We start from the raw sequence: 17,233 nt of genomic DNA, 5'->3' as shown, positions 1-17,233 counted from the left end.
ATTATAGATATCAATGGAATTTAAAAAAGATGACTCCTGTTGGATACAGAAATCATCTTCTTGATGTTGCCTAACTTTTTTCAAAATGTCCTTTACAAAGGGTACAGATTAAAATTCTATAACTTTTTTAAATTTAACCTATTTTCTTATTCGCTCTAGCTGCTGGATGAACTTCATTTTTCATTTTCACAACACTAATGCCGTATCCAATTAATCCACCAATTACTGCTGGTAATACCCAGCCTAATCCAACTTCATGCATCGGAAGTAGCTTAGTAAGAACATCATTCACTACTGCTACCTTTACACCAGCTGCATTTAATCCATCAAACATACTCACGATAAATGTTACTAATAAACTACCTTGATACACTTCTGCTCTTCCTTTGAATAAAGGATGAAGAAGCGTCAGGAAAATCAATACGATTGCTAATGGATAAATCGCTGTTAATACAGGAACTGAAATTGCGATTAACTGTGTTAATCCTACATTCGCAATAACTGCACTAAAAACAGATAATATAATCGCGATTGCCTTATAAGGAACCCCAGGCAACAACTTATGGAAAAATGAAGAGCATGCTGAGACAAGTCCAACGCTAGTTGTTAAACATGCTGCTATAACCATTATACCTAATATAACTCCGCCGTATGAACCGAAATAATAATTTGAAACCTTCGCTAATACTGCACCACCGTTGTCTAAGTGACCAAGTTTTGCAACACTTGAAGCCCCCATAAATGAAAGTGCTGAATAAATTATTGCTAAAATAGATGCAGCGATCAATGTTGCTTTTGCACAAACAATCATAATTTCTTTTTTTGTTTTTGCGCCCTTTTCTTTAATAGCATTGATAATGATAATACCAAATACGAATGATGCTAACGTATCCATTGTTAAGTATCCTTCTTGGAATCCTTTAAAGAACGCATGTGATGTATAAGCCTCTGCAGGTGCTTGCATTTCTCCCATTGGATGAATAAAAGCAAAGACTACCAAAATTCCAATAAACGTTAATTTAATTGGCGTCAAGATTTTTCCTACAATATCGACAATTTTCGCAGGGTTTAGCGAAAAAAAACAAGTGATGCTAAAGAATACCATTGTGAATAGAATTAAAGCTGTAGAACTTAACCCCTCTGGCACGAAAGGTTTAATACCAATCTCATAAGAAACGCTTCCTGTTCTTGGAATAGCAAATAATGGACCGATCGCCAGATATAAAACTGTTGTAAATACAATACCGAATACAGGATGAACTCGGCTTGCTAATGACTGCAAATCTTCCTTACCCGAAATTCCAAATGCTAATACACCAAGTAGTGGCAACCCTACTCCTGTAACTAAAAATCCAGCGTTAGCAATCCAAACATTTTCACCTGCTGATTGACCAAGCATTGCTGGGAAAATTAAATTTCCTGCTCCAAAAAATAGTGCAAATAACATTAATCCAATAACTACTATGAACGAAAACGGTACTTTATTCGCCATAATATAACCCCCATTCAAAATTCCTTATCTCATTTCCAAATTTAACTAATTGAATTTTCTGAATATTTAATTTAAGTATCAACTATTCTTGAACTTATTATAGTTTGATATATAATATTTTGCAATACTATTTTCTAACTTTTCTTTTATTTTATAAATATACATTTTTTTACACGAAAACCAGACTAAAAAACCAACATGGTCATCCATGCTGGTTTTTCCGTTTACTATCATTAATTAAAATTTCGCCGCTACTTTCTTAACGTTTTCTAAACCTTCTTCAACAATTTGTTGTGAGCGATCTGGATATTGATTGTGTCCTTCAATTACAACTGTCTCTGGATTTGTAATCCCCCAGAATCCAAGCACATTTGTTACATAGTTAACTGCCATTTCCATAGGAGCCATTTGTTCTGAAGAGTAATCTGAACCACGAGCACCTAACACAACTACTTTCTTATTCCCTGCTAAACCTTCTGGACCATTTGCTGTATATTTAAACGTTTTTCCAGCTTGAGATAAGTATGAAATATACGTGATTAATGGTGCCGGTACTGTAAAGTTCCATAATGGGAATGCAAATACTACTTTTTCAGCTTCTAAAAACTGGTTTAAGTATTTATCTACTGTAGCGACTGCCTTCTCTTCTTCAGCTGTTAGCTCCATTCCTTGACTACGTTTATATCCACCTGAAATAGCGATGTTCCCGTAATAAGGAAGATCTAATGCAAATAAATCTAACTCCGTTATTTCTGTATTTGGATTCGCTTCTTTATAAGCACTTACAAATGTTTCATACATTTTCGAACTAATTGCTTGCTCCGCTGGGCGATCGTTCGCTTTTACAAATACTACTTTTGACATTGTTTTATTCTCCTCTACTTTTTCATTTTCTTCTTTTTTACCAAATAATGAGCTAAATAATCCCATTCTCTTCACCTAAACTTTCTTTTCATATTCATTATTCATCAGCATTAAAAATCTTATTCCAGTAAAAGGTTTCGTCACGTATTGCTGAAGTCATCTCATTGAACTCCATTTCAATACTTTTTCTAAACTGACTTTTAACTTTTAGTTATTTAATTACCTTATGTAAGTGATTATATTAGCGTTACTTACTTTAGTCAAGTAACTTTTTTATCAAGAGAAAACTCTTGAATTAAAAATAATAACGAAAGATATTTCCTCAGTCGAAATGATAAATCCGAAAACACATAAGTGAAATACCTTGTATAATACAACTAGAGAGGGAAATTCATCTATAGAGAGGATTTATTAATGAGTACTTTAGAAAAGATTCAAACCTTTATCATTCTTGCAGCTGTTATATTCGGGGTTATATTAGGACAATTTAATATCATACATATGTATTCGGAAAAATGTATTGTCCCCTTCTTATTTTTAATGCTTTACGGATTATTCCTCAGCATCCCATTAAAGGATATAAAAAACGGATTCCGTAACTTGAAATTTGCTGGAACAAGCCTTGGTATTAACTTTATATGGACACCTTTGCTTGCTTGGGGATTAGGCGCGTTATTTCTTTCAGCTCACCCCGCACTTTGGGTTGGATTTATAATGTTAATGGTTACTCCATGTACAGACTGGTATTTAATTTTCACAGAGATTGCAAAAGGTAACGTAGCTCTATCTACATCCATTCTACCTGTGAATTTAATTTTGCAAGTATTGTTACTACCCGTTTATTTATTTTTATTTGCAGGTGTAATGAAAACCGTAGAGATTTCTGTTTTAGCAGAAAGCATCGTTATCGTACTTGTCTTACCATTTTTACTAGCACACGGCACAAAATTCATTATGAATAAAATGAAAAAGAACAATGTATTAGAGAATAAGCTCATTCCGTTTTTCAGTTCTGCTCAAATCGTATTTTTAAGCTTAGCAATACTAGCGATGTTTGCCTCACAAGGAAAATACTTATTACAAAATATGAATGTTGTTTTATTATTACTTATACCAGTGTTACTGTTCTTCATGATTAACTTTATACTAGGACAGTTTGTAGGACGTATGATGCATTTATCCTATGAAGACACTGTAAGCCTAAGCTTAACAACATTAGCGAGAAACTCACCTGTTGCACTCGCAATTGCTGTGACTGCTTTTCCAGACGAACCTCTTATTGCACTTGCCTTGGTCATTGGGCCGTTAATTGAATTGCCTGTGCTTGCTAGTGTTTCACAAGTGTTGTTGCTTATTAAGAGAAAACAACGAGTGGTAGAAAGTTAACAATAAAAAGAGCCTGCTTTATTAACAGCAGGCTCTTTTTATTAATTCTCAAACACAAAATTAATTTTATTATCTTTCCACTCTAACTTCGCATCAAACGTTTTCTCGCCTTTTTTAAAGCCTTTTATTAAATCGGTCTTCTCACCTTTTAATAGCTTTGTCATGTTCTTTTGCGAAATTGTTTTACTTAATATCTTTTTTGAGATTGTAAAATCACATTGTGTTGTATTGTAGTTAGAACAACCGTAAAATGTCGACTTATCAATCACATCACCATCACATTTTTTACAGCTACCAACCTTTTTACCTGTCGTAAATTTCGATCCTTTTCGTTCAATCGATTCAACATGTAATCCAGTGAAATCCCATTTCTCAGACATTTCAACTGCGTCTTCAATAATTTTAGCTGACAGTTTCTTCGTCTGTTCCATAAATGTAGCTGGTGAAGCTGTACCTTCACCAATTTCCGCAAGACGTTGCTCCCATTTCGCCGTCATTTCTGGCGAAGCTAAAATTTTGTCGCCGATTGCTGTAATTAATACTTTTCCTTTATCGGTTGCGTACACTTGATTTTTCTGCACATCTATATATTTACGGTCTTTCAGCATCGTAATAATACCTGCACGAGTTGCCTCAGTACCTAGACCTTCTGTTTTCTTTAACACTTTCTCCAGCTCTTCATTCTCTAAATACTTACCTGCTGTTTTCATTAACGTAATAAGTTGTCCTTCTGTATAACGCTTTGGTGGCTGTGTTTTTCCTTCTTTCACTTTCACCTTTACAACTTTTCCTTGTTCGCCTTCTGCGACAATTGGAAGAATCGTTTCGTCATCTTTATCATCTTGGAAAATAACTTTACGCCAACCTTCTTGAATTTGCTGTTTTCCTTTCGAAATGAACTCAGCACGTTCGTCTACAAGAGTTGTAATCGTTGTGTAGTCAAAGATGGCTACTTCATAATGCGCCGCAATAAGTCTTCTTACGATCATATCGTAAATTTTCTTTTCATCACCTGATAGTTTGCTTGGATTTGTAACTTGCTCTGTCGGTATAATTGCGTAGTGATCTGTAACTTTCTTTTCATTCACATAACGCTTATTGTTCATAATCGATTCAATTGGTGCTGGTAATAAACCTTTATATTCATCAAACTGACTTAACTTCTGTAAAATATCAGGGAACGTCGCTGCCTCTCCTTGTGTAACATAATTAGAATCCGAACGTGGATAAGAGACTATCCCTTTTTGATATAGTGCTTGCGTTATATCAAGCGTCTTTTTCGGTGAAAATTTAAAGGCTTTATTCGCTGTCGCTTGCAGTGCTGATAAATTAAATAAAAACGGCGGCTGAAACTCTTTACGCTCCGTTTTCATTTCTTTTACTACAGCCAGTTTGTTTTGACAAAACGCTGCAATTTTATTTGCCAAATCAGGATCATTTAAGCGGGACTCATTATCTTTTTCCCATTTCCCCTCATACTTCTTTCCTTCTATATTAAAGGTTGCGAACACTTCCCAAAACGGCTCTGATTTAAAGTTCTCTATTTCTTTCTCCCGTTTTACGATTAACGCGAGTGTCGGTGTTTGTACACGACCAGCGGAAAACACATCATTCATTCCTTTTTTCTTTAGCAAAATACTAAAGACACGCGATGCATTCATACCAACGACCCAGTCAGCGCAAGATCTTGTATATGCTTCGTAATACGTATTAATCGTATCTGCTTCATCTAGTAAGTTTTTAAACCCTTGGTAAATAGCTTGTTTCGTTAAAGATGAAATCCAAAGGCGCTTCATCGGCTTTTGCACGCTGCAAAGATTAATAATATTTCTTACAATCAGTTCACCTTCACGCCCAGCATCGCCCGCGTGAATAATTTCTGTTACCTGAGGATTATGTAACAGCTGTTTCACTACATTAAATTGTTTATACTTCGACTTTGTTACTTCAAATTGAAAACGCTCTGGAATCATAGGTAACGTATTAAGTGACCATTTTTTCCACTCTGCGTGATAATGTTCTGGATTACATAACTGCGTCAAATGACCAATTGCCCATGTACAGTACGCTCCATTTGGAAATAACTCATTTGCTTCTACTTCTAAATATCCATCTTTCCGGCGATATTTAAACTGTGAAACAAGAGCCAAACCTTGATCTGGTTTCTCGGCTAAGATTAATTTCATTTTATAACTCCCTATCTGTATTCCAGTGTTACTTTCATTGTATATCTGTTTAGAAGCGATGATAAAACAACAATCTTATTGATCATTCGCGGTTTGTCTCACAAATGGGAGACCTATAATATTATACGCTGATTCTTTATGGCTTCACAATAGAAACTCATTATATAACAACCTCTTTCGCATACTCACAAACAAAAAAGACGTCCAAAAATCGAGCGTCCTTTCCATTCACTACTATTTGCTTTCATATATTCTATAAAATTAAAAATATAACAATTCCTTATGAAGTATCGTCTACAAAGATAACCACCATTATTTGAAAATTATATTGAACTTACCTTTTTTAAATTGTGCAGATAATTTGCAGATATATATAAGCATAAGTACTCTCCATTTGAACATATGATGAAGTGAATGATAGGACAGGGAGGTATCATGATGTTTGCTTATACATTAACTGCCTTAACACTTTGTTGTATCTCGATTATTATTACATCGCATATTTCTAAACGTAAGGGTACCCTAATGGAGTATATGGTATTTATTATGTCTTTTAGTATGAGTATCGGTTTAAGTATCGGTTTTTATTTAGGTATTCTCTTTAAAGGAGAGTTACTATATTCTACTTTACTTGCTATTTTGATTAGTGGTTTTATCGGTTTTTTAGTCGGTCTACGTTTTCACCTGTATACTGCCTTAGAAGGAATGTTCTCTGGATTAATGGCAAGTATGATGGGAGCTATGATTACAGAGATGTTAAACGCTCAACAAGCCCATAGTATACTGTTCATTAGCCTCTTGCTTACCATAACGATAACTATGTCATGTATGATTCAGCTTTTATCAGAAACCTTTTCTACTTATATACATCGTCGGTTTCTATTATTACTTTCCATTAGCGTAGTAATTGTTCTTGCTGTATTCGTGACATTCCCAGATCATACTCTCCCATCTTCATCCGGGCACGATCAACATATGCATTAACACTTGCAACCAAAATTAATAAAGCAGCTATCCAATAAGATAACTGCTTTATATCATAATAAACTACATGAATTTTATATTATTCTGGCTTATTTGGAATATTAGGGTTTGGAACATAATCAGATTTATAATCTGTATATTTCACTTCTGTTACCATCCCCGCTGAAGCATGGTGTAAATCATGACAGTGGAACATCCAGCAATTAAAGATATTACGGAGACTGTAACTGCTGTTAATACAAATCTCTTCATCGAAAATTCCTCCTTTTTCTTTTTCAAGCTTATTATAGAAGACAATTTCCAAGAAAATATGGAGATTTAAAATGAGCAAAATAAAAAGGCGCCCAAAATTTGAGCGCCTCTTCTAATTATTATTTCGTAACAACTTCATCTTCTTTTACATTTACATTATTGTTACTCATAAACTCTTCAATCTCTTCAACTGTTCTAATGATATCTTTTGACAAGTTTTCATACCCGTCCTTTGTGATAAGAATATCATCTTCAATACGAATCCCAATTGATTCTTCTTCAATATATAGACCTGGTTCAATCGTAATAACCATACCTTCTTCTAATACTCTCTCTTTGTATGTTCCTACATCGTGAGTATCTAAACCGAGAAAGTGACTGACACCATGATAATAATATTTAGATAGTTCCTCGTCTTCTTGAATTAAACCAATTGCTTTACACTCTTCTGCTAGTACTTTTTTTGTATGCTCATTTAATGCAGCAAACTTTAATCCTGGCTTAATAAGTTCGGTTGTTTCTTTTAATGCTTTTAACACGATATTATACATTTGTTTTTGGCGACTAGAGAATGTTCCACTAGCTGGGAATGTGTAACTAATATCAGCATTGTAGTAATCTTTTTGAGCACCTAAATCGAGCAGTACTAAATCACCTTGATCCACTTTTGCATCATTATCTTCATAATGCAACACAGTAGCATTTTTACCGCTCGCTAAAATTGTATTGAATGCATGATGTTTAATTCCAGAAGATTTCAGCGTAAAATCAAAATGAGCTTCTAATTCATATTCCATCATATCTGCTTTTGCATGCTTCAACACATTATAAATACCCTCTTTAGTAACCGCGATAGCTTCTTTAATGATTTCAATTTCTTCTTCTGTTTTAAACACTCGTAATTCACAAATGTTTGGGTATACATTCCCAATTGTTATGTGCGGGTACTGTTCTCTTACATGTTTAGCAAACGCTAATGTTTTCGTCTCAGTACCGTTCCACTCACGAAGTTCCAAGTCTAAATTCACATGTTTCACATTTTCCACAAAAAGCGTATTCGTCATCGTCTTTTCAAAGCTATCTAAATACACAACTTTCTTTATACCTGATAATTTCTCTGCTTCTTCTTTAGAAACTGTTTTTCCAACCCACTTTTCAAGAACTGGATCTGATTTTTCAATGAAAAGAGTCTCTTCTACACTATTCCCAAACTTTTTTAACATGAAAATAACATTCGGCTCATCGATTCCCGTTAAGTAGTAAAAATTACGATTCGGTACAAATTTATAATGTGCATCGGCTGACATATGCGGTGCTTGTCCAGCAAATAAAATAGTAATAGACTCATCTGGTAATGTTTTCGTTAGTCGCTCTCTATTTTGAGCAAAAACTGTTGATTTCATAATAATCCCCCTAGCGTTCTATGTATGCATTTAAAGCTAATTGTCCTCTGTTATTCATTTTATTATTGTTATAATTTTTCGTCAATTATTAGCCTTTTTTAGATGGTGTTGACATAATAAAAATTACGCGTTAAAATAACTATAAATTAGTAAGTAACTAATTTAATTAAATCTAACTAGAGGTGAAAACAAATGCAAAACATTTTATTCCGTATTAACGAATTAGCAAAAAAAGAAAGAACATCTGGATTAACAGTTGATGAAAAACAAGAACAACAAATGTTGCGTCAAAACTATACAAAAACATTTCGCGGAAGCCTAGATTCTATTTTATTAAACACAAAAATTGTTGATCCAACTGGTGTTAATGTTACACCAGTTGCATTACAAGATGCTAAAGAGCGTTTGAAATTTAGTAAATGAGTTCCGCGCATAAGACCACATTTCAAAAAACATAAAAAGAGCTGGATTTCCTATATAGAAATTCCAGCTCTTTTTATTGTCTTTTCTAATTTAACATACGAGCGATACATCGCAATTCTCCACGATACAATCATCGCAAATGCGAGTAAGAAAAACATTCCACTTAACTGCGCTAAATCAATCGATTGACTTAAATATGATTTTAATGCTACTCGTACAGCTAATAACCCAACTAAAATAAATATAAACGCTTTAGACGGTTTCATATATATCTGCTCATTTCTTATTTCAAACTTCGTTGTTTTAATAAGAAATATAGAGAAAATAAGTCCTATGGTAATTGCTTCTACTATCTCTAAAGATGTTAACCGAAACTCTGGTAAGAAGTACATCACAGCACCAGTACTCATAAAAAATGGTGGTAATATAATTTTCTTTTTCGTTACCGGTTTTTTCGCTGCTTTAAAGCGTAGAAACATTACTCCAACAGCCATACAAACTGCTACGATACTTGATAAAAGTGCTACATTCATATTCATATTCCCCACTCCTATCTATTTAAAAGACTTTTTAAGCAAAATCATAAACCAAACGAGCCCGATACTTATAATGACATGAGCTAATCCAGTCATATGGCTTAAACCGTTAAAGTCAGTTCCGTTTACTTGTAGAAGACCTCTAAATACCATTGTAGCAATAGTAAAAATTAGTCCTATATTATAAACAACAAACCATGCACGAAAACTTTTTGTTTCTTGCATTTGAAATACTTTAAATAAAGCGAAAGCGACCAAAAAGAATATGAATCCTAATACTAATACGTGCGTATGCACTAATTGCAACATAGTAGAGCCTTTAATTCCTTGTGCTTTCGTATACTCTCTTGCAAATACTCCTGATAATAAACCAATTATTAAGTAAATGTATGCTGCATTATATAATTTCTTCATTATATTCCTCCTGCTGTAAACTTTCCATATTCGATGCAATAATTTTACGCAAAGATTATGAACGGAGTATGAACAAAATATTACATTCTATTTTTGAAAATAAAAAAGCCATTCCACAATTATTAATTGCGAAATGACTTTTCATCTTATTTTAAATCTTCAATTGAGAAAGCACCCGGCAACAATTGTTCAACCGTCACTTCTTTTTCATCGCCTTTTACATTCGTTAGTAAAACTGGCATTTTCGGATCACAAAATTCAGCAATAACTTGTCTACATGCACCACATGGTGAAATTGGTCCATCAGTTTCGCCTGTAATGACTAGGTAACTAAAGTCACGCTCACCTTCTGATACTGCTTTAAAGATTGCTGTTCTTTCTGCACAGTTACATAAACCGTAAGAAGCATTTTCTATATTACAACCAGTATAGATTTTACCTTCTTTCGTAACTAATGCAGCACCAACGGGAAATTTCGAATACGGAATATATGCTTTTGATAACATCTTATTTGCTTCTTCAATATATTTTTTCTTATCCATATTATTTCCTCCTCAAAGTAAATGTAATGATGATTAGTCAGTAATAACTGTATGAACTAATTTAGGAGCCACTGCTGTTTCAGCGATAGAAATGTTCTCATAAATTTTTGCTTTTACATCTTCTACATTTTCGCGATTTGCATAAATCGTTACGAATGGCTCGCCTTCTTTTACTGCATCGCCAACTTTTTTACGTAACATTAAACCTACAGCTAAATCGATTTCATCTTCTTTCGTTGCACGGCCTGCACCAAGTAACATAGCTGCGATACCGATTTCATCTGCAACAATGTTTGAAATAACACCTGAAGTTTTTGCAGGTACATCAATTACATACTTCGCTTGTGGCATTTTTTCTGGATTGTCTACAATCGAGCTGTCTCCGCCTTGATTGCTTAAGAACTCTTTAAATTTCTCAGTTGCTTTTCCGTTTTTCATAACTTCAATTAGCATTTCACGAGCTTCTTCTAATGTATTTGCTTTTTTCGCAAGTACAACCATTTGGCTACCTAATACAAGTACTAATTCTGTTAAATCTTCTGGACCTTCGCCTTTTAAAGTATCAATTGCTTCCTTCACTTCTAAAGCGTTACCAATCGCAAAGCCAAGAGGTTGTGACATATCTGAAATTACTGCCATCGTTTGACGTCCAACATTATTTCCGATACGTACCATTGCATGAGCTAATTCTTTTGCGTCTTCTTCTGTTTTCATAAATGCACCAGCACCTGTTTTTACATCAAGTACGATCGCATCAGCACCCGCTGCAATTTTTTTACTCATAATTGAACTTGCAATTAGAGGAATCGAGTTTACTGTTCCTGTTACATCACGAAGTGCATAGATTTTTTTATCAGCAGGTGTTAAGTTTCCTGTTTGTCCGATAACAGCCACTTTATCACGGTTTACAATATCAATGAATTGCTCTTTCGTAATCTCAACGTGGAACCCTTCCACTGCTTCTAATTTATCAATTGTCCCGCCCGTATGTCCTAAACCACGGCCAGACATTTTTGCTACTGGTACATCTAAAGCGGCGACTAATGGTCCTAATACTAATGTTGTTGTATCACCAACACCACCAGTTGAATGTTTATCTACTTTAATGCCCTCAATTGCTGATAAGTCGATTGTTTCTCCAGATTCAACCATTGCCATTGTTAAGTCTGCACGTTCACGATCCGTCATATCTTGGAAGAAGATTGCCATTGCAAGTGCACTCGCTTGATAATCAGGAATACTTCCATCTGTATACCCTTTAATAAAGAAGTTAATTTCTTCAGTCGTTAATTCTTTTCCATCACGTTTTTTCGCAATAATATCTACCATTCTCATTGTAATCACCGTTCCTTTTTATATTATATGAATCTGTTAAAATAATAAGCCAACGATTGTTGCTGATAAGAAACTTACTAATGTTGCACCGAAAAGTAATTTCAAACCAAATCTTGCGACTACATTTCCTTGTTTTTCATTTAAGCTTTTCACTGCTCCTGCAATAATTCCAATTGAAGAGAAGTTTGCAAATGAAACTAAGAATACAGATATAATCGCTGTCGTTCTAGCTGAGAAATTAAAGTTTCCTTGCGCTAAATCTGTCATCGCTACAAATTCATTTGATACGAGTTTTGTCGCCATAATATTGCCGGCATTAACTGCTTCATGCCAAGGTACACCCATAATAAATGCAAATGGTGCAAATACATAACCTAGAATTTCTTGGAATGAGATACCGATTACACCTTTAAATACTGCATTAATGAATGCGATAAGAGCAACGAAACCAATTAACATAGCTGCTACTGTAATCGCAACTTTAAATCCATCTATAATATATTCCCCTAATACTTCAAAGAAGGTCTTTTTCTCTTCCTCTTGTACTTCTAACATATCTTCTTCTTCAGTAACTTCATAAGGGTTAATGATAGAAGCAATAATGAAGCCACCGAATAAGTTAAGCACTAAAGCGGTTACAACATATTGCGGTTTTAATAACACCATATATGATCCAACGATAGACATAGATACTGTAGACATTGCAGATGCACATAATGTATACATTCTTTTCTCTGGCAATAATCCCAGTTGTTTCTTAACTGAAATAAACACTTCAGATTGTCCTAAAATCGCAGAAGCTACCGCGTTATATGATTCGAGTTTACCCATCCCATTTACTTTACTTAATGCTAGACCGATAGATTTCACAATAATAGGTAATACTTTAATATGCTGTAAAATACCTATTAAAGCTGATATAAATACGATTGGCATTAATACACTTAAAAAGAATGAAAACTCTTTTTGATTTACTAATCCACCAAATACGAAATTCACACCATCAGCGGCATATTTTAATAACTCTCCAAAACCATCTGCTATTCCGCTAATTAATATATTCCCAATGCTCGTATTTAATAATAAGAATCCCAGTATAAATTGAAGTATAATCATCGTTATAATCGGACGATATTTTACTTTACTTCTATTATTACTAGCAAGCCAAGCGATACCTAAAATTAATACGAGGCCAAAAACACCGATTAAGTATTTCATAAGCCGTCTCCTCCCATTCGTATCCGCTTACATCTTTTTCAATTGTTAGAGCAATAGATACACTTTATTTTAAACGTGTATCTATTGCTTTTCACACTTTATTAATTAGTAGTTATCTGTAGCACCTTTTGCATCGTTTAATACGATTGCAACACTAGCACTTGCTCCAACGCGTGAAGCTCCAGCAGCTACCATTTTATCTGCATCTTCACGTGTACGAACGCCACCAGATGCTTTTACACCAACGTTTGGTCCAACTGTTTTACGCATTAACGCGATATCTTCAGCAGTTGCTCCGCCAGTTGAGAATCCAGTTGAAGTTTTTACGAAATCAGCGCCAGCTTTTACTGATAATTCACAAGCACGAACTTTTTCTTCGTCTGTTAGAAGGCAAGTTTCAATGATTACTTTTACAAGAGCTTTTCCTTTTGCTGCTTGTACTACTTCATAAATATCTTTTTCAACGAACTCATTGTCGCCATCTTTTAAAGCACCTACGTTGATTACCATATCAACTTCAGTTGCACCTTTTGCGATAGCATCTTTTGTTTCGAATGCTTTTGTTTCAGTAGTGCTTGCTCCTAATGGGAAACCGATTACAGTACAAACGTCTACATCATGTCCAGCTAATTCTTCAGCAGCTAGCTTTACCCATGTAGGATTAATACAAACTGAAGCAAATTTGTATTGCTTTGCCTCATCGATTACTTTCATAACATCTTCTTTAGTAGAATTTGGTTTTAAAATTGTATGGTCAATTAACTTTGCAATGTTCATTATCTTCACTCCTCATATCTTTTAACAACTTCATTCTAACCCTTAGTTGAACAAATGTAAATATACTTTTGAAATTTTGTTCATTCTTTTTTAGAAGGGAATTTCTTGTAATACATTGAAAGTAGTATAAGCTTGTAAATAAAGGATGTGAACCACTTGTTTAAGTCAAAATTCTTTATATTCACATTGCTAGTATGCACCTCACTATCCATATTTATTTTTTATAAAAAAGATGTTATTTTCCAAGAAGGAAACCCCATTCCATTTGCTTTAGCTATGTCTAAGATGGTTATTCAAGATAAAGAAATGGTGGAAGTAGAACCGATAGATAATCAATACCCCTACTTAGTAAAGCGCGGAAAAATGGAACCTTTTATCGATATGATGGAGCAAGATGAATGGACTTTTGTAGATAGAGATATTATGGCTAACTCACTAATTTTTGAAAAAGGAGATCAATCAAAGAGCGTTCCTTACAAATGCTTTACAAGGTACTACACCTTGATTTATTCATACTAAAATAGAAGGCCCTCTCAAAATAATACCGTTGAGAGAGCCTTCTATTTCTAACCTTTTTGATAATGTAACAATTCCTTCGCCGTATGCTGATCGATAATTAATACATTTGCATACCCGCCACGTAACGCACCATCAATTGCTTTTACTTTTCTATTACCACCTGCAACTAAAATAGAACGTTTCTTTAATTTAAGTTCCTCTAACTCAATTCCAATTGTACGCTTATTAATTTCTTCGCTACTAATATTTCCGTCTCCATCAAAGAAACGTGAACAAATGTCACCGACAGCTTGTTTTTTCAGAATGTTCGTTTCATCCTTATCTAAATATCCTAATCGGAATAATAACGCTTCATCACGCACTGTACCAACAGTAAAGATTGCAATATTTGCTTGTTTCCCCATTTCAATTATGTGATGAATATGTCTATCTTGCTCCACTAATTCTTTTGTCACCGCATTATCAAATATAACTGGAAGTGGTAGATTTCTTGGCGTCGTTTGAAAAGCATCTGCAAATAAAGCGATGGTTTCATTCGCATATGTATTTACACTTGAGTGACTAATGCCACCTTTTAATTGGACAACCTCTACTCCTTTTACATGTTGCGGCACGATTTTCCTAGCGATTTCATACATCGTCATTCCCCAGCTTACACCAACGATATCACCAGTTTTCACTGTCTTTTCCATATACTCAGCAGCATATTTACTAATGTACTCCGTAATCGTTGCATATTCCGGAACTGGAGAAAATACAACATGTGCTTCTAACAAATTATACTTTTCTTTAAGTAAATTCCCGACATTATCTAAATCAGCAAATGGATCAGCTATACTAATTTGAACAAACCCTTTTTCTTTCGCGTACTTTAATAATCTAGAAATCGTCGGTCTTGAAATATTTAATTTGTTAGCAATTTCTTGCTGACTATAATCTGATTGATAATATAATCTTGCAACTTCAACGCTTAATTGTTGTTTATCTTTTTCCATAGTAACTCATTACAAATCCTTTCCTGTATTTCCCTTTCGTTACAAGCATTATACAGCTTTATGCAAGAAATTTCGACTCCCTAAATTTCTCTGCCTAAACTTCTACTCCAATTAGTATATACAGTGAAGCTTTATTGTGTAGCTCCATAAACTCAATACAGATGATCTTGAATCAGATAAATCTCATATGCATTTCATTCTTTTTGTTCTTTCTGTAGTAACGATAACAAAGCCCTTCAATAACAAACATTAAATATCGTTTATGGAACTTCCTTAACGTACGGTAAAACCAAGTTTTTTAACATAGAAATTCCTTAGCGTACGCTAAGATTCTTTCAACATAAAGATTGTTGATAACTTGTACGTGTCAGAACAGCTGCAACATGAATACATTCCATATATAGGTCGTCAGCATTTGTATCTTTCACGCTAACTTTTATACTTGTATACTCAAAATCCCTTTGATTTGTTTTTGGATGGTAAAACATGTTTCTCTACTCTTTCATATAGAGTAAGCAATTGCTTGATAAAAGAAAATTTCGGTACTAACCAATACGAAAATAACGCTGAAACACATCCTATTAAAGCCCCTGTTGCAACATCAAAAGGATAATGAACCCCTACCCAAATACGAGAGATCGCTACACAAAATGCAAGTATAAGCCATAACCATCCAGTCTTTTTACGAACAAGCCAAAACGAAAAACAAATCGAAAAAAAGAGAATCGTATGGTCACTAGGAAATGAATTATCTACAGCATGGTCGACAAGTTTATTAACATCAGGCAATACTGCAAACGGTTGATAATTCAAATGAAATTTCCCTGCTATTTTTCCAATCACCTCAGCAATCACAAAAGCAACCATCGCTTGAATAACCATCATCCTACTTTTTCTGGACCCGGTAAACCAATAAGCTATAATAATTAAACCAAAAATATATACCATATATTCTGCCAAAAATACCATGGCTGAGTTTAGGAATGAATATTGTTTACCTAAATCATTAATTGCTCGAAAAATATCAATATTGAATTGAGAAAAAGACATTTTCAAATCCCTCCTTTATAGTAAGGTGTTTAACTGATTGCCATATACCTTCATTACATGAATAGTTTTGATTATTGTACTCATCTAAAAATACCAACCTTCTTGTACGCTTATAATTTTATTATGGGAAAAAAGGTTTAAATGGGACTTAACTACTTCTTAACTATGTGAATGTACTGTTTCTTCCTCTAACATGACGTTTTCACTTAAAAAACAAGCGGCATACGTACGTATATTTCGACTAACGTTTTTAAACGTGAGCTGAGAAAACGTCATCTTCCTTCCCCTCCCACGCTTTTTTTACTTTCATAAAAATAGGTATCACCATGAGTATGACATCTCCTTCTTCTTTCTTCTTTTTCACTATAATAAAAAAAGAAAAAGGAAAACATCGAACTTTCTTACAAACATTCGTGCATTCTTACAGTCTTGTCATTTTTCTCGCCATTTTGTAAATGTGTTCATCGCCTTGCCTTTCGCTATTTTCAAAAACTCTTGTAACTCTGGGTTTATATTCGTCTTTCGGTATGCAACGGCTAGTTCCGCAACAATTTTAGAATCACATATTTCTTTGTAGACAACTTCTGATTGATATAATTTATTTGCAGACACTTATCCGCTGTTAATTAAATAAGAAAAATTATATGTTTCTAATACATGTTTTTGATCGAGCTTTAATTTAAACCTACAAAGAATTAAGGAAAGTACCCAAAACTACCGTTTATGGGACTTTACTTATTTCTACCTAAATAGAGAAAAATACTATTCAAATTCAGTTTCAAAACTCATTACCAAAAATAAAAGCTCCTAACATATTAGTCATATATAATATGACTAATATGTTAGGAGCTTGATAT

At 34.0% G+C, this 17,233-nt stretch carries 18 protein-coding genes and 1 pseudogene; 5 read left to right on the top strand and 14 right to left on the bottom strand.

The features are described from left to right. The coding region (locus MR071_RS25755; protein ID WP_325782561.1) for an IS3 family transposase at positions 1 to 74 on the top strand (74 nt) is incomplete at its 5' end. 59 nt (positions 75 to 133) lie between these two features. On the opposite strand, the gene brnQ is transcribed toward MR071_RS25755, so the two are convergent. Together brnQ and MR071_RS05760 are read right to left on the bottom strand one after the other, a co-directional pair. Continuing rightward, positions 134 to 1,492 (bottom strand): branched-chain amino acid transport system II carrier protein, encoded by a 1,359-nt coding sequence (brnQ, locus tag MR071_RS05765; RefSeq protein ID WP_105583781.1) that lies wholly within the window; start codon positions 1,490 to 1,492, stop codon positions 134 to 136. 237 nt (positions 1,493 to 1,729) lie between these two features. Beyond that, positions 1,730 to 2,422, bottom strand: a complete 693-nt coding sequence (locus tag MR071_RS05760; RefSeq protein WP_242235356.1) for an FMN-dependent NADH-azoreductase — start codon at positions 2,420 to 2,422, stop codon at positions 1,730 to 1,732. 348 nt (positions 2,423 to 2,770) lie between these two features. Here MR071_RS05760 and MR071_RS05755 point away from each other — a divergent pair, with 348 nt between their 5' ends. Further along, positions 2,771 to 3,742, top strand: coding sequence for an arsenic resistance protein (locus MR071_RS05755; RefSeq protein ID WP_105583783.1), 972 nt, complete (start codon positions 2,771 to 2,773; stop codon positions 3,740 to 3,742). A gap of 41 nt (positions 3,743 to 3,783) precedes the next feature. Here the strand turns inward: MR071_RS05755 and topB are convergent, their stop codons facing one another. After that, positions 3,784 to 5,928 (bottom strand): DNA topoisomerase III, encoded by a 2,145-nt coding sequence (topB, locus tag MR071_RS05750; protein ID WP_105583784.1) that lies wholly within the window; start codon positions 5,926 to 5,928, stop codon positions 3,784 to 3,786. 438 nt (positions 5,929 to 6,366) lie between these two features. On the opposite strand from topB, the gene MR071_RS05745 reads away from it, so the two are divergent. Then, positions 6,367 to 6,912 (top strand): hypothetical protein, encoded by a 546-nt coding sequence (locus tag MR071_RS05745; RefSeq protein WP_105583785.1) that lies wholly within the window; start codon positions 6,367 to 6,369, stop codon positions 6,910 to 6,912. Positions 6,913 to 6,991: 79 nt separating this feature from the next. On the opposite strand, the pseudogene MR071_RS05740 reads toward MR071_RS05745, so the two are convergent. Together MR071_RS05740 and MR071_RS05735 are read right to left on the bottom strand one after the other, a co-directional pair. Next, a pseudogene (locus tag MR071_RS05740) lies at positions 6,992 to 7,111 on the bottom strand (multicopper oxidase domain-containing protein); the annotation flags it as partial. A gap of 172 nt (positions 7,112 to 7,283) precedes the next feature. Continuing rightward, positions 7,284 to 8,567, bottom strand: a complete 1,284-nt coding sequence (locus MR071_RS05735; RefSeq protein ID WP_242235354.1) for an aminopeptidase P family protein — start codon at positions 8,565 to 8,567, stop codon at positions 7,284 to 7,286. A gap of 192 nt (positions 8,568 to 8,759) precedes the next feature. Between MR071_RS05735 and MR071_RS05730 the strand changes: the two genes are divergently transcribed. After that, positions 8,760 to 8,990, top strand: coding sequence for a DUF896 domain-containing protein (locus MR071_RS05730; protein ID WP_105583788.1), 231 nt, complete (start codon positions 8,760 to 8,762; stop codon positions 8,988 to 8,990). A gap of 50 nt (positions 8,991 to 9,040) precedes the next feature. Here the strand turns inward: MR071_RS05730 and MR071_RS05725 are convergent, their stop codons facing one another. The 6 genes from MR071_RS05725 to deoC all read right to left on the bottom strand — a co-directional run bounded on the left by MR071_RS05725 (position 9,041) and on the right by deoC (position 13,812). Then, positions 9,041 to 9,523 (bottom strand): CcdC family protein, encoded by a 483-nt coding sequence (locus MR071_RS05725; RefSeq protein ID WP_105584302.1) that lies wholly within the window; start codon positions 9,521 to 9,523, stop codon positions 9,041 to 9,043. A 21-nt stretch (positions 9,524 to 9,544) separates the two neighbouring features. Continuing rightward, positions 9,545 to 9,940, bottom strand: a complete 396-nt coding sequence (locus MR071_RS05720) for a DUF2871 domain-containing protein (protein ID WP_105583789.1) — start codon at positions 9,938 to 9,940, stop codon at positions 9,545 to 9,547. 146 nt (positions 9,941 to 10,086) lie between these two features. After that, on the bottom strand, positions 10,087 to 10,482 hold the full coding sequence (locus MR071_RS05715) for a cytidine deaminase (RefSeq protein WP_000358532.1): 396 nt from the start codon (positions 10,480 to 10,482) through the stop codon (positions 10,087 to 10,089). Between the two features lie 33 nt (positions 10,483 to 10,515). Further along, entirely contained in the window at positions 10,516 to 11,817 is a 1,302-nt protein-coding gene (locus tag MR071_RS05710) for a pyrimidine-nucleoside phosphorylase (protein WP_105583790.1), read from the bottom strand. A gap of 36 nt (positions 11,818 to 11,853) precedes the next feature. Beyond that, positions 11,854 to 13,035, bottom strand: a complete 1,182-nt coding sequence (locus MR071_RS05705) for a NupC/NupG family nucleoside CNT transporter (RefSeq protein WP_105583791.1) — start codon at positions 13,033 to 13,035, stop codon at positions 11,854 to 11,856. 105 nt (positions 13,036 to 13,140) lie between these two features. Next, positions 13,141 to 13,812 carry a deoxyribose-phosphate aldolase gene (gene deoC / locus MR071_RS05700; RefSeq protein ID WP_242235351.1) on the bottom strand — a complete coding sequence of 224 codons (672 nt, stop codon included), beginning with the start codon at positions 13,810 to 13,812 and terminating at the stop codon, positions 13,141 to 13,143. Positions 13,813 to 13,968: 156 nt separating this feature from the next. Between deoC and MR071_RS05695 the strand changes: the two genes are divergently transcribed. Beyond that, positions 13,969 to 14,331, top strand: a complete 363-nt coding sequence (locus tag MR071_RS05695; RefSeq protein WP_242235348.1) for a hypothetical protein — start codon at positions 13,969 to 13,971, stop codon at positions 14,329 to 14,331. A gap of 47 nt (positions 14,332 to 14,378) precedes the next feature. On the opposite strand, the gene MR071_RS05690 is transcribed toward MR071_RS05695, so the two are convergent. The 3 genes from MR071_RS05690 to MR071_RS05680 all read right to left on the bottom strand — a co-directional run bounded on the left by MR071_RS05690 (position 14,379) and on the right by MR071_RS05680 (position 16,988). Then, complete coding sequence (locus MR071_RS05690) at positions 14,379 to 15,326, bottom strand: sugar-binding transcriptional regulator (RefSeq protein ID WP_105583794.1); 948 nt, start codon at positions 15,324 to 15,326, stop codon at positions 14,379 to 14,381. A 450-nt stretch (positions 15,327 to 15,776) separates the two neighbouring features. Next, on the bottom strand, positions 15,777 to 16,376 hold the full coding sequence (locus MR071_RS05685) for an undecaprenyl-diphosphatase (protein ID WP_105583795.1): 600 nt from the start codon (positions 16,374 to 16,376) through the stop codon (positions 15,777 to 15,779). Positions 16,377 to 16,808: 432 nt separating this feature from the next. Next, a complete protein-coding gene (locus MR071_RS05680) occupies positions 16,809 to 16,988 on the bottom strand; it encodes a type 2 periplasmic-binding domain-containing protein (RefSeq protein WP_105583796.1) in 180 nt (59 codons plus the stop codon). Between the last annotated feature and the right edge of the window lie 245 nt (positions 16,989 to 17,233).

It is taken from the genome of Bacillus cereus group sp. BfR-BA-01316, assembly GCF_022664195.1.
Classification (GTDB): Bacteria; Bacillota; Bacilli; order Bacillales; family Bacillaceae_G; genus Bacillus_A.
The sequence above is the reverse complement of the archived record's forward strand: the minus strand, read 5'-3'. Positions and strand labels throughout refer to the sequence as shown.

Coding starts and splice junctions, on each gene's coding strand:
- brnQ (WP_105583781.1), bottom strand. CDS start 1,492: ATGGCGAATAAAGTACCGTTTTCGTTCATAGTAGTTATTGGATTAATG.
- MR071_RS05760 (WP_242235356.1), bottom strand. CDS start 2,422: ATGGGATTATTTAGCTCATTATTTGGTAAAAAAGAAGAAAATGAAAAA.
- MR071_RS05755 (WP_105583783.1), top strand. CDS start 2,771: ATGAGTACTTTAGAAAAGATTCAAACCTTTATCATTCTTGCAGCTGTT.
- topB (WP_105583784.1), bottom strand. CDS start 5,928: ATGAAATTAATCTTAGCCGAGAAACCAGATCAAGGTTTGGCTCTTGTT.
- MR071_RS05745 (WP_105583785.1), top strand. CDS start 6,367: ATGTTTGCTTATACATTAACTGCCTTAACACTTTGTTGTATCTCGATT.
- MR071_RS05735 (WP_242235354.1), bottom strand. CDS start 8,567: ATGAAATCAACAGTTTTTGCTCAAAATAGAGAGCGACTAACGAAAACA.
- MR071_RS05730 (WP_105583788.1), top strand. CDS start 8,760: ATGCAAAACATTTTATTCCGTATTAACGAATTAGCAAAAAAAGAAAGA.
- MR071_RS05725 (WP_105584302.1), bottom strand. CDS start 9,523: ATGAATGTAGCACTTTTATCAAGTATCGTAGCAGTTTGTATGGCTGTT.
- MR071_RS05720 (WP_105583789.1), bottom strand. CDS start 9,940: ATGAAGAAATTATATAATGCAGCATACATTTACTTAATAATTGGTTTA.
- MR071_RS05715 (WP_000358532.1), bottom strand. CDS start 10,482: ATGGATAAGAAAAAATATATTGAAGAAGCAAATAAGATGTTATCAAAA.
- MR071_RS05710 (WP_105583790.1), bottom strand. CDS start 11,817: ATGAGAATGGTAGATATTATTGCGAAAAAACGTGATGGAAAAGAATTA.
- MR071_RS05705 (WP_105583791.1), bottom strand. CDS start 13,035: ATGAAATACTTAATCGGTGTTTTTGGCCTCGTATTAATTTTAGGTATC.
- deoC (WP_242235351.1), bottom strand. CDS start 13,812: ATGAACATTGCAAAGTTAATTGACCATACAATTTTAAAACCAAATTCT.
- MR071_RS05690 (WP_105583794.1), bottom strand. CDS start 15,326: ATGGAAAAAGATAAACAACAATTAAGCGTTGAAGTTGCAAGATTATAT.
- MR071_RS05685 (WP_105583795.1), bottom strand. CDS start 16,376: ATGTCTTTTTCTCAATTCAATATTGATATTTTTCGAGCAATTAATGAT.